Genomic DNA, 12,009 nt, shown 5'->3' with positions numbered 1-12,009 from the left:
TATCAATGCTCCTTGATCGCTTCCTTGATCATGCTCAGAGACTCCTGCGGTCCCGGAGCTAGGGCTTGCAGTTCAGAGAACGCGTCCTCATACCGCTCCACATCAGTATCGCTACGCCTGATCCACGCGTCTCCTAGGATTTCCAGGTGCACCATCGGCCTAAGAGCGATCCGCTCCGGGAACTGAAGGAGGACGAACGACCCGTTCATCCCGGAGTGGACACCGCAGCGGAAGGGCACAACCTGCACACGCACGTTATGGCGGGACTCCACCACCCTGACGATGTGGGCTAGTTGGTCTCGCATGACGGGCGAGGGCCCCACAGGCCGGCGCAGCACCGCTTCATTGATGATCGCTGTGAACTTGAGCGGCGAGTCCGGGCGGCTGAGGATTTCTTGCCGCATGGTTCGGATCGTGGCCAGACGGTCAATATCTTCGGCCGAGAGAACAGTGCGCGACGACTGATGGATCGCGTGGACATATGCCTCGGTCTGCAGCAAGCCTGGAACGAATTCCGACTGGTAGGTCTGAAGCGCAGCGGCCGTGGCTTCAAGGTCCAAGTAGGCCCTCAGCCCTGGGCTGATCACCGGGCGGTACTCACGGGTGAGCCACCAGTCCTTCCTCGTCCGGGTGACAGCCGCATACCCCTGCAACCGAGCCCGGGTCTCCGGATCCGCTCCGTAGATCTCGCAGAGGGCCATCACATCGGCGGTGTCGACCGCCGAATTCTCCCCCGTTTCAAGACGGGTGAGCTTCGACGGGCTCCAGATCAGCCGTTTGACCACCTGCGCGCCCTTGAGCCCGGCGGTCAGGCGTAGTTGACGTAACTCGCTCCCCAACTGGAGACGGCAAAGCGCGGGCGTGGCCGCCTCTAGATCCGTAACCATCTGCTTCTCCTCCGCGCAGTGTTCCAGTGTGTCGGTGAAGGTTCCGCTGGTGCAAGCAACCTTCTGCGCCATAGCGGAAGCTACCGACTTAGGGCATGAACTCCCCGATAAACCGCGAAAGTTCACGCGAAAAGTTGACGACAGAATTCCTCTGTGGCCATGTCACCGTACCGCGAGCGGTGTCACGATTACAGGCAGTCGCTCACACAGCGCTGCCACCTCCTCGCCGAGCGTGGCCACCGTGGGCTGACCTACCAACAGCGACAACTCCGGCTCCAGGAGCCGACGGAGGGCACGCCCATGCACTCAGCGAAACCCACATCACTCGCCAACACCCCCCTCGTCCGCAAGCTTTGGCCGCGTAACCGGCGGTCCGTGGGGCTCGCCCGGCATCAGTTGCTGGTGGCGCTCGACGCGTGGGGGCTGGCCGAACTCGGTGACGTGGCCGCCCTCGTCCTCTCCGAGCTGATGACCAACGCCGTGCTGCACGCACACGTGCCCGGCCGGATGGTCGAGACGTGGATCATCCGGCAGGACGACTCCGTACGGATCGAGGTCCACGACGCCAGCGACGAACTGCCGCAGCGGCACGAGGCGGCGGACGACGACGAAGGGGGCCGCGGGCTCGCGTTGGTGGACGAGCTGACCAACCAGCGGTGGGGCGCGAGCGAGCGGCGTGGGGTCGGGAAGCTCGTCTGGGCGCAGGTGGGCGGCGAGGGGACGTGAGCCCGAAGGGCCAGCAGGTCGCCTGCGTACTCTCCGTCCTGACGCTGTGCGGCGCGCTCCTGTGGGCGCTCTTCGCGACCGGTGCTCGTTGACAGTGATCCGCCGCGGCGCATGTAATGGGCCCCGGTGCCGCGTGGTGCCGGCCAAAGAGCAGTGGGCAGGCCGGTGACCGGGCGGAGCACCCTTCACATCAGGGATCCGGCATGAGTTCTCACCCTTGCCCCCACCGCTGACGTCGCGCTTTCACGCTCGTCGCCCCCGGCCGCCGCGCGGCCCCACATCCTCCCCCGGAGAAGCGAAACCGCATGCCCACATCGTTCAACCAATCTGTCATCGCCGAGTTCCGAGCCAACGCGGGCAAGGTCGGCGGCCCCTTCGCGGGCGGCGATCTCCTGCTGCTGACGACCACCGGCGCCCGGTCGGGGCGCCCCCACACCACACCGCTCGGCTTCGTACGCGACGGCGAGCTGCTGTTGGTGGTCGGGTCGAACCTCGGCGGACCTCACCACCCCGGCTGGTACCACAACCTGCTCGCCCACCCCGTCGTACAGGTGGAAATCGGCACCGCCACCTATGACGCCCTCGCGGTCCCGGCCGAAGGAACCGACCGCGACCAGCTGTTCGACGTCTGCGTACGCGCGGCGCCCGGGTACGCCGACTACGCGGCCCGCACAGAGCGGCAGTTGCCGGTGGTCATCCTGCAACGCCCTGAACCCGACGGCTGGCAGCCACCCACCGAGGTCATGAGCCTCGCCGACAAGCTGATGGAGGTGCACACCTGGCTTCGTGCCCAGCTACTGCACATCGGCGCGGAGGTGGATGCCCACTTCGCCGCGCGAGGAGCACACAACGGACCCGCCGAACCACCGCCCGCCCTGGGACTGCAGATCCGCCAGCGCTGCCTGGCCTTCTGCCAGGGGCTGGAGTTCCACCACACCAGCGAGGACGCACACCTGTTCCCCGGAATCGCGGCCCACCACCCCGACCTGACCGATGTCTTCGCCCAACTGGCCGCAGAACACGCGACAGTGGCCCGGGTCCAGGACGAACTCGTCTCGCTGCTGGCCGACATCACCCTCTCCGACCCCCACCGCTTCCGCGCCGAGGTGGCCCGCATGTCGGCCGAACTGAACGCGCACCTCGACCACGAGGAGGACCACCTGCTCCCCCTCCTGACCCACATCCCCTGGCCCCCGGGGCATGACCGGGCAAGCGGTGCTTGAGTCTCGAAACTGCCGCAAGCTCGGAGAGAAGTCTTCCGACATCAGCGGCTGACACCGACGATGCGCGTTCCGTCAGAGAAGGACGCCGCTGCGGGCCGCGAGGCCACGTAGTTCCGTCGAGGTATGCCCCGAGACCAACAGGCTGGAGATGAGCGATTTCGTCGCCGGGCGGGCGTGGGTCTCCTCGGGGGCGCAGTGTTCGGCGGCAAGGAGGGTGCGGACGCAGTCACCCCGGCGGCCGAGCCGGTCGTACGTGACGGCGATGTCACCGAGGGCACGGGAGCGCCGTTCCACGCTGGGCAGCGCCTTCAGCGGGATCGTCCGGGCGGCGGCAAGCGCGGCCAATGGGTCGCCTGCGTAGTTCTCCGCCGAGATGCGATGGAGTTGGACGGTGAGGGGGCTGAAACCGCCGCCGTGGTCGCGCAACAGGACTGTTCCGCCAAGTTCCTTGGCCACGGCAGCGGCCTCGTCGGTCAGCTCGCGCATACCGTCCCGGTCGCCGCGACGGGCCACCGTGTAGGCGGCGGACTGGATGAGCAGCCCACGCTCGGCCGCGCCGGGCCGTCCGGCACCCCGCAGGTCGGGGTGGTCCGCGGCGGACAGCGCGATCGACAGAGCTTCCTGATGCCAGCCGGCTTTCCTGGCCAGCACGGCGAGTTGGCGAGCGGCTTCGGCCACGGCGAGCACGTCCCCGCTCGCTTCGGCCAGTTGGCGCGCGCGGTCGGCGGCCATCCAGCCGAGCTGCTGCTCGTCCATTTTGACGAGCATGCGGGTCGCCAGTAGATAGCTCTTGGCGAGCAGCTCCACGTACTCGACCCGGTCCTCGCTGGTGCTGAGCGCGTGCCCGGCGCGGATCAGGCGAGGCAGGCGTACGGCAAGGCTTGCGTAGCGACAGGCATCGAAGTCGGCGAGCGCACGGGCGAAGTCGGCGTCCAGTGTCCCCGCGGGCGGTAAGGCGGGGGCGGTGCCCAGGCCGAGCATCGCGTCCCTGAGCCTGGCGACGAGAAGCTCGCCAAGCAGTGCCTCGTCGGCCTGCGCGGTGCCACTGCCTGTCAGCGGAGGGCCTGCCGCTGCGGCGGCCGTGGCCGCCAGGCCCGCGATCAATTTCCTTCGCCGCACCGGATCTTCACCGTCCTCCCACCCGGGACTACCCACCCTATGGGCGGGCATCCGGGGAAAGGCCGTCGTTGCTCCGACCTGCTGACCGTGTCGAACGCCCGGCCGGGGCGCGGGCGGAGCGAGGCCGAACGCCCGGTGCGGCAGCTCAAGCGCGTCGGCGAAGCGACGCAGAACGCCGATATCGGCCATCGGCGAAATCCCCCGCTCGTACCGGGAGACCTGCGCTGCGGAGTAACCGGTCAGGTCCCCCAGTTCCGCGAGCGTCAGCCCCTTCGCCTGCCGGGTCTGGCGTACCAACTCCCCGGGCGTCACATCGGCCTCGGAAGTCGCGTGTGCCCTGGTAACCGCATCCGTACCTCGTTCCCGCTGGTAGCCAGGCTGCGCCACTCTCACCGTAGGCCTGGGACCGCCGTCCTGGCAGTGCCTTTGCACCAGACGCAAAGGCCTTTGCGGGTCAGGACAGCGCCCCTGCCGTCGGCACGTCGGCCACGGCAGCCTTGGGTGGCAGGCGGACCCGGTCCGAGGAGCCGCCTCCCGTCCGGTTCCAAGCCCAGGAGGCCCTGATGCAGTCCGAGATTCCCGTGCCGTCCACAGCGTCGGCCGCCGACGGCCGCCTTGCCCCGGCCTACTACTTCCGGTCCGACGGTCTCGGGCCCTACGTCACAGGGTTGCTGGCACGTTGCCGGAGCGTCTTCGACATAAAGGGGTTCATGGCCAGGGATCTCGGCAACAGAGCCGCTTGTCTTCGGGACGGGCAGGGTGGAGTCGTCGAAGACGGCGCCACGCTCTTCGGTGAGGTCGTCGTGCAGTCCGGCGCCCGGATCGAGGCGGGCGCCCGAGTCGTCGGACCTGTGCTGATCTGCACCGGCGCCGTGGTCTCGGCCGGTGCGCTGATCCGCGACCACAGCGTGATCGGCCCCGGTTGCCGGATCGGCTTCGGCGCGGAGATCACGCGCAGCCTGCTGACAGCGGGCGTGTTCGTGAAGCATCCGTGCTTCATCGGCGACTCGGTGATCGGGACGCGCGTCAACATCGGCTCGTTCTGCTCCACCACAGGGTTGCGATGCGACCACGGCCCGGTCGCCGAACCGGCGATCGAGGAGATCACCGTCAACCTCGACGGGCGGCGCATCAGCACCGGACAGACGAAGTTCGGCGCGATCATCGGCGACGACGTGGCTCTGCCCGCCGGGACCGTACTGTCGCCCGGCACCTTGATCGGACCTGGCGCCGCGATCTACCCCCGCGACCACATCGGCGGCTTCCTGCCCGCCGGCTCCCGGGTGCGGTGACGGCCATGACCACGGCACTCATCTCCGCTGCCGTCCCGGACCCCACCCGCATACACGTGACCGGCGGGTGCCCGCTGTCCGGACGCATTTCGATCCAGGGGAGCAAGAACATCGCCCTCCACCTGTACGCGGCGACGCTCCTCACCGACGCCCCGGTCACCTTGGCAGCGGCACCGGACATCGTCGACACCGCGGTGAGCGCGCAGATCCTGCGCCACGCCGGAGCCCGAACCGAGGTCGAGAAGAACCGGTTCGTTGTGACCCCGACTTCGGAGCTGCGCCCCGTCATCCACCCGGAGCTCGGACGCCAGGTGCGTACGACAGTGGTCCTGGCCGCCGCAGTGCTGGCCCGCACCGGGCAGGTCAGCTTCCCGTACCCCGGCGGTGACGCGTTCTGTCCGCGTCTGATCGACCGGCACCTCGCGGCTATGCAGGCCGCAGGCGCCGAGGTCGTCGCGAGTGGCACCACCGGTATGCGCGCACGGTGCGGGCCACGCGGTGTGAAGGCGTTCACCGTGGACGTGAACACCCCGTACGGGCCCAGCTTGGGCGCCACAGTCACGGCGATGCTGCTGGCTGCCCGCGCCCCCGGCACGAGCCTGATCACCCACCCGTCGGCGGAACCGGAGGTCACTGAGACCGCCCGCTTCCTCTCCGATCGCGGCGTCCTCATCCGCTACGACGAACAAGGACTGCACGTCTTCGGCACTGACCGGATCGCGGGCGGCGACTTCTCGGTGGCCGGAGACCGGGTCGAGGCCGCCACCATGATCATGGCCACCGCCGCGACCGGCGGCAGCGTCCACCTCGACAACTTCACCGCGACGGACTTCCCCCACGGCCTCACCACCGTTCTGACCGAGGTGGGTATCGCCCTGAACGACGCGGCGGACGGCGGCGTCCACGCACAGTCGCGGGGCCCGCTGACGGCCGTGGAGACAGCCACCGGCCCGCACCCCGGTCTGCCCACCGACACGGCGCCGCAGCTGACCGCGATGCTCACCCAGGCCACGGGCACCTCGCTGATCACAGAGCGGGTCTATCCCCGACGGGACACCCATGTCGAGGGGCTGCGTGCCTTCGGCGCCGAGGTCTCGTCGACAGGTTCGGTCATCCGCGTGCGCGGCCGGGTCCGGCTCCGTGCAGCCGAGGTGGAGGCCGCGGACATCCGTGCGGTGACCGCGCTGTTGATCGCGGCCCTGGCCGCCGACGGCACCTCTGACATCCGGGGAATGTTCCATCTCCGGCGCGGCTACGGCCACTTACTGCCCAATCTCGCCACCCTGGGAGCCGACATCACCACCACCCCGGAGGCCCTTGATGACCGTCCCGTTCACCACTGATGACACCGCCCGGTTCAGGGGGACATTTGAGGACGTCGTCGCCGCCGGAGCGACTCCGGGCGGCGTCATGGCGTACGGGACCGTCGGCGCGACCCCCCGGTTCCTCCACGCCGGGGTGATCGCGCCGGAGTGCGGAGACGAGATTCCTTCCCCGCACACGGCCTACGACATCGCCTCGCTGACGAAGGTCGTCGCCACCTGGCCCCTGGCCGGCCGGGCCCTCGACGCCGGCCTGCTCGACCTGGACGTGCCCATCCGCGCTTTCTTGCCCGCGATGAACAGCGAGACCCCCAGCGCTGACGCAACCGTGCGACAACTTCTGTCACACACATCAGGCCTTCGAGCCTCCACCCGCCTCGACCACTACCGAGGCTCCGACCTGCCACTGCACGAACTGCTGTGCCGCGAGCCGCTGGACGACACGCCCGGCTCTCACCGGTACATCAACCGCGGCTACATCCTCCTCGGTCTCGCTCTATCCCATGTCAACGGCCTCCCGCTCGACCAACTTGCCGAGGCGCTGTGGGAGGACCTGGGCATGAACTCCACAACGTACGGGCCCGTCACCCGCGGCAACCAGGTCGCGCCGACAGAGCGGCGAATCCTCGGCGCCCCGCGCATCTGGGGCGTCGCGCACGACGACAACGCCGCACTGCTGGGCGGCATCGCCGGACACGCCGGAGTGTTCTCCACCCCGCACGACCTCGTCACATACGCTCAACGGCTCCTGACCACACACACGCACGGCGACAACGACGGCCTGGCCGAATGGCTGCGCGCCGGCCTCGTTCCCCAGTCCCGGATCGAACCCGGTCTGGACCGGGGTCTGTCCTGGATCCTCGCCGCCGGTGGCCGCGTCGCCTACCACCACGGCTTCACCGGGACCAGCCTTTACCTCGCTCCGGACACCGGCCGCTACCTGGTGATCTGTACCAACGCCGTCTACCACGGCAGCGCCCGCACCAGGATCGCTCCTCTGCGGGCCCTGGCACTCAAGACGATCTCGGCCACCTGACCTACGGAGACACCTTCATGGAGGAGCTACTGGCCGACCACACCACCCTGCGCATCGGCGGACGCGCCGGCCGTTTCCTCACCCACACCGATCCCGTTGCCTGGCCCGACCTCGCCCGGATGATCCAGCGCGAGCGGACTGTGCCCTTCGTGCTCGGCGGCGGCAGCAACACCCTGGCCGATGATGCCGGTTACCCCGGCCCGGTGATCCGCATGGCCACCCGAGGCATCGCGCTACGCCCGCTCACCGACGGCGTCGTGGAGGTCACCGCCCAGGCGGGCGAACCACTCTCAGCGCTGGTCGCCTACGCCATCTCCGAGGGTCTGTCCGGCATCGAATACCTGGGCGGCATCCCCGGCACAACCGGCGCCGCCCCGGTCCAGAACGCCGGCGCCTACGGCCAGCAGATGTCCGACACGCTCAGCAAGATCACCGCCTACGACTGGCATCTGGGTCGAGTCGTCGAACTACGCCCCTCCGACTGCGACTTCGGCTACCGCACTACCGCATTCAAGTCCAGGCCCGGCCGGTGGACGATCCTCGACGTCGCGCTGCGGCTCACTCGCAGCTCGTACGCCGCACCAATTGCCTACCAGCACCTGGCCGATGCCCTGGACCTACGCCTCGGCGTCCGGCCTCCGCTCGCCGAGGCGGCCCAGGGCGTCCTTGATGACCGCCGGCACCGCGGACTCTCCTTGCCACCGGCCGGACCTGATACCCGCCAGGCGGGCTCTGTCTTCCTCAACCCACTGGTCACTCCGGCTCAGGCCGCCAGGGTCCAGGCCGTCGGAGGCCCGGTATACCGCGACCAGAGCGGTGGCTTGCGGTCGAGTGCCGGATGGCTGCTCGAACGGGCCGGATACCACCCCGGTGCCCTGGTGGTGCCCGGGGTTTCCTGCTCCACCCGTCGGACCCTGACCCTCACCGCGCGCGACGGCGCCACCGCCGCCTCTTTCGACGCCGCACTTCGGATCCTGGCATCACGAGTGCATGCGGCCACCGCGGTCCGCCTCACCCCGGAACCTGTTCGTCCCGGCTCCTGGGGCACCGGGCTGTGAACTGGGCCCTCCCGTCAGGCCGTCGGCCAGCCGCGTAGCTTCTCCGGGTTTCGGACGACCCAGATGTGCTTGATCCGGTCGTCCGCGACGTCGAACGCGAACACCGTCACCGTCGCGCCGTCCTGTTCGGCCACCAGGCCTGGTTGGCCGTTGACCGTGCGTTCCAGGAAGGTCATGGTGGCGGGCTTGCGGCGGGCGATTTCGGTCCAGGCTTGGGCGATCTGTTCGGCGCCTTCGATGGGGTGCAGGAAGGTCAGGGCGAGGCCGCCGCCGTCCGCGGTTGCCGTGGCTTCGGGGTCGAGGAGGGCGATGAGCGCTTCGATGTCCTTGGCTTCCCAGGCCTGCTTGAAGTCCCGCACGACGGCGGCTCGTTGGGCCGCCGGAGTCGCCGAGGGGCGCGCGTCACGGACGCGGCGGCGGGCCGAGGAGGCGAGCTGGCGGCAGGCGGCGGGGGTGCGGCCGACGATCTCGGCGACTTCGGCGAAGGAGTGGCAGAAGACGTCGTGCAGGATGAACGCGACGCGCTCGGCCGGGGTCATCGCTTCGAGTACGACCAGGAAGGCCAGGTTGACCGACTCGTCCAGGGTGACCCGGTCCGCCGGGTCGACGGCGCCGCCCGGCCGGCCGGTACTCCACTCGCCGCGTTCGGGCAGCGGCTCGGGGAGCCAATCGCCCACGTACGTCTCCCGCCGGACCCGGGCCGAGCTGAGCAGGTTGAGGCAGACGCGGCTCGCGACCGTCGTCAGCCAGGCGCCCGGGGACTCGATGGCGTCCCGCTGCCGCTGCGGCATGGCGTACCAGCGGGCGTACGTCTCCTGGACGGCGTCCTCCGCCTCGGCCAGGGAGCCCAGGAGCCGGTAGGCGACATTGATGAGCTGCCGCCGCTCGCTCATGATCGCGTCCAGGCCCGGATCGGGCCGGTCGTCCGCGCCGTCTCCTTCGTCCGCCGCCCCGGTGGTCATGGTGCCGACAGCTCCCTCGCTCGCTTCCGTCCTCATCAATCCGACAAGACAGGCCGCCGGAATGTCAGGCCTGACATTCCCGGGCGCTGCGTTGTCGGACAGATGAGACGGACACATCATCCAGCGAAGAGGAAGCTCAGAGACATCATGACGACCCCGATACCGGCCACCCGATTTGCCGCCCCGGCCCCCGCGCAGCGCCTGGAGCGGGCAGCCGCCGCGCTGACCGCACACGGTTTCACCGTGGAGATCCTCGACGACGTCGCCGCCGCGCGTACCCGCGTCGGAGAGCTGATCCCCGAACGCGCGAGCGTCTTCACCGGGGCCAGCGAGACCCTTCGGCTGTCCGGTATCGAGGAGGACATCAACGCCGGCGGGCGCTACCAGGCGATCAAGCCGCGCGTCCTGGCCATGGACCGCGTCACCGGCGCCGACGTCATCCGGCGGCTGCTCGCCAGCCCTGACGTGATCGTCGGCAGCGTCGCCGCGGTCACCGAGACCGGCTCGCTCGTGATCGCTTCGGGCAGCGGAAGCCAGTTGCCCGGGTACGCGGGCGGTGCGGCGCGGGCGATCTGGGTCGTCGGGGCGCAGAAGGTGGTGCCGGACCTCGACACCGCGCTGCGGCGCGTGGACGACCACTGTCTGCCGCTGGAGAGCGTCCGCACCGAGGAGGCGTACGGATGGCCCAGCGCCGTCAACCGGCTGCTCGTCCTCAACGCGGAACACCAGCCCGGGCGCGGTACGGTCCTGCTGCTCCGCGAAGCCATCGGCTTCTGAGGGGCTTCAGGGCAGGGCCTTACGAGCCGTAGACCACCGTCACCGGCGCGTGGTCGCTCCAGCGCTCGTCGTGGGTGGCCGCGCGCTCCACCCACGCCTTGACCGTCCGCCCGGCCAGACCGGGGGTCGCCACGTGGTAGTCGATGCGCCAGCCCGTGTCGTTGTCGAAGGCGCGCCCGCGGTACGACCACCACGAGTACGGCCCCTCCTGCTCCGGGTGCTGGGCGCGTACAACGTCCACGTACCCCGTCTCCTCGAAGACCCGGCTCAGCCAGGCCCGTTCGTCGGGGAGGAAGCCGGACGACTTCTGGTTGGCGCGCCAGTTCTTGAGGTCGGCCTGCTGGTGGGCGATGTTCCAGTCGCCGCAGACCAGCACCTCGCGGCCGTCGGCCGCCGCGCGCTTCTTGAGCTGTTCCAGGTAGCCGAGGAACTCGTCCATGAAGCGGACCTTCTCGTCCTGCCGCTCGGTGCCGACCTCACCGGACGGCAGGTAGAGGCTGGCGACCGTGACACCGGGCAGGTCGATCTCGACGTACCGGCCGCTCGCGTCGAACTCGGGGCAGCCGAAGCCGATCTGGGTACGCTCGGGCTCGCGCCGGGACAGCAGCGCGACACCGGCCCTGCCCTTCGCCGCGGCCGGCGCGTACACGGCGTGCCAGCCCTCGGGCTCGCGCACGCCGTCGGGCAGCTGGCCGGGCTCGGCCCGTACCTCCTGGAGGCAGACCACGTCGGCGGCGGTGTCGGCCAGCCACTCCACGAAGCCCTTCTTGGCGGCGGCGCGGAGGCCGTTCACATTCACGCTTGTCACGGTGAGCACCCCGACACACTACCCAGGAGTCACGACGGCATCAGCCACCACGGCCCCGGAACGGCACCAGTCGCTACGGCACCAGCGGGCCACTCAGCGTCTCCTCGGCCGCCGCCCGGTCGCCGTCCCACCCGAGCGCCCGGTCGTCGCGGGCCACCCGGCCCCACAGCATCAACAGCAGCCGCTCCGCCGTCCCCGTGACCGTGGCGACGGGGTCGCCGGGACCGTACGCCCAGCTGCCGCCGGTGTCGGTCGACACGAGACGCAGCGCGAGGGGCGGCGGCGCGGCGCGGCCCTTGCGCACCTCGCGCGGGGCGAAGGTGTCGAACACCTCGCTGACGCCGTCGTGGGCGAGCGCGGGCTCGAAGGGCGCGGCGCCGCCGAGCGCGTTCTGCGCGTCCCACCGGTGGACGAGCGTCTCCAGGCAACGCCTGCGCTGCCAGAAGGCGACGGTACGGGGCAGGGCGAACGTCCACGCCTCGGCGTCCGGGTCGGTGTCGGTCAGCACGTCGAGGAGCGTGGTCGCCGTACCGTCGAACCACGGCCCCACCGCCGCCGGGTCCTTCGGCGCCCGCGCCGATCCGCCCCTGCCCCGCCGCTCGGTCACGGCGGTCGCCGCCCAGAGGTTCCCGCCGCCCAGATGCCCGGCCAGGTCGTGCACCGTCCAGCCGCCGCAGTGCGCGACAGGTACGGAGAGGTCGCCGTCGAGGCAGGCACGGAAGCCGTCGAGCTCGGCCCGCAGGTGGGTGAGGTAGAAGTCACGGTCCATGGGCAGGGAATCTAGTCCCGGCGCGGCACG

The 12,009-nt window shown here is 69.9% G+C and carries 12 protein-coding genes and 1 pseudogene; 7 read left to right on the top strand and 6 right to left on the bottom strand.

The features are described 5' to 3' along the window. Window positions 1-2: 2 nt before the first annotated feature. The gene (locus tag ACZ63I_RS04365; RefSeq protein WP_469335557.1) at window positions 3-887 is read right to left on the bottom strand and encodes a helix-turn-helix domain-containing protein; all 885 of its coding nucleotides are present in this window, start codon (window positions 885-887) and stop codon (window positions 3-5) included. 300 nt (window positions 888-1,187) lie between these two features. Between ACZ63I_RS04365 and ACZ63I_RS04360 the strand changes: the two genes are divergently transcribed. After that, the gene (locus ACZ63I_RS04360) at window positions 1,188-1,613 is read left to right on the top strand and encodes an ATP-binding protein (protein WP_469335182.1); all 426 of its coding nucleotides are present in this window, start codon (window positions 1,188-1,190) and stop codon (window positions 1,611-1,613) included. Between the two features lie 305 nt (window positions 1,614-1,918). Beyond that, complete coding sequence (locus ACZ63I_RS04355; RefSeq protein ID WP_469335180.1) at window positions 1,919-2,836, top strand: nitroreductase/quinone reductase family protein; 918 nt, start codon at window positions 1,919-1,921, stop codon at window positions 2,834-2,836. 72 nt (window positions 2,837-2,908) lie between these two features. On the opposite strand, the gene ACZ63I_RS04350 is transcribed toward ACZ63I_RS04355, so the two are convergent. Further along, entirely contained in the window at window positions 2,909-3,955 is a 1,047-nt protein-coding gene (locus ACZ63I_RS04350; protein ID WP_469335555.1) for an XRE family transcriptional regulator, read from the bottom strand. A gap of 144 nt (window positions 3,956-4,099) precedes the next feature. Continuing rightward, a pseudogene (locus ACZ63I_RS04345) lies at window positions 4,100-4,267 on the bottom strand (helix-turn-helix domain-containing protein); the annotation flags it as partial. 251 nt (window positions 4,268-4,518) lie between these two features. Between ACZ63I_RS04345 and ACZ63I_RS04340 the strand changes: the two are divergent. From ACZ63I_RS04340 to ACZ63I_RS04325, 4 genes are read left to right on the top strand one after another with little or no spacing between them, the layout of a single operon-like run. Then, window positions 4,519-5,247: a GlgC family sugar phosphate nucleotidyltransferase gene (locus ACZ63I_RS04340; protein ID WP_469335178.1), complete on the top strand. Its 729-nt coding sequence runs from the start codon at window positions 4,519-4,521 to the stop codon at window positions 5,245-5,247. 5 nt (window positions 5,248-5,252) lie between these two features. Then, a complete protein-coding gene (locus tag ACZ63I_RS04335; RefSeq protein ID WP_469335177.1) occupies window positions 5,253-6,590 on the top strand; it encodes a UDP-N-acetylglucosamine 1-carboxyvinyltransferase in 1,338 nt (445 codons plus the stop codon). Then, entirely contained in the window at window positions 6,568-7,605 is a 1,038-nt protein-coding gene (locus ACZ63I_RS04330) for a serine hydrolase domain-containing protein (RefSeq protein WP_469335175.1), read from the top strand. Before ACZ63I_RS04335 ends, ACZ63I_RS04330 begins: the two co-directional genes overlap by 23 nt. Before the next feature lie 17 nt (window positions 7,606-7,622). Further along, window positions 7,623-8,663, top strand: a complete 1,041-nt coding sequence (locus tag ACZ63I_RS04325; RefSeq protein WP_469335173.1) for a UDP-N-acetylmuramate dehydrogenase — start codon at window positions 7,623-7,625, stop codon at window positions 8,661-8,663. Between the two features lie 14 nt (window positions 8,664-8,677). Here ACZ63I_RS04325 and sigJ read toward each other — a convergent pair whose 3' ends face one another. Next, window positions 8,678-9,625, bottom strand: coding sequence for an RNA polymerase sigma factor SigJ (gene sigJ / locus ACZ63I_RS04320; RefSeq protein WP_469335553.1), 948 nt, complete (start codon window positions 9,623-9,625; stop codon window positions 8,678-8,680). A gap of 147 nt (window positions 9,626-9,772) precedes the next feature. Between sigJ and ACZ63I_RS04315 the strand changes: the two genes are divergently transcribed. Next, window positions 9,773-10,402, top strand: a complete 630-nt coding sequence (locus ACZ63I_RS04315; protein WP_469335171.1) for an LUD domain-containing protein — start codon at window positions 9,773-9,775, stop codon at window positions 10,400-10,402. A 19-nt stretch (window positions 10,403-10,421) separates the two neighbouring features. Here the strand turns inward: ACZ63I_RS04315 and ACZ63I_RS04310 are convergent, their stop codons facing one another. Both ACZ63I_RS04310 and ACZ63I_RS04305 read right to left on the bottom strand, forming a co-directional pair. Beyond that, window positions 10,422-11,219 (bottom strand): exodeoxyribonuclease III, encoded by a 798-nt coding sequence (locus tag ACZ63I_RS04310; RefSeq protein ID WP_469335169.1) that lies wholly within the window; start codon window positions 11,217-11,219, stop codon window positions 10,422-10,424. A gap of 64 nt (window positions 11,220-11,283) precedes the next feature. Continuing rightward, a complete protein-coding gene (locus ACZ63I_RS04305; protein WP_469335167.1) occupies window positions 11,284-11,979 on the bottom strand; it encodes a maleylpyruvate isomerase family mycothiol-dependent enzyme in 696 nt (231 codons plus the stop codon). Window positions 11,980-12,009 lie beyond the last annotated feature (30 nt).

It is taken from the genome of Streptomyces sp. NPDC087906 (assembly GCF_055584925.1).
The sequence above is the reverse complement of the archived record's forward strand: the minus strand, read 5'-3'. Positions and strand labels throughout refer to the sequence as shown.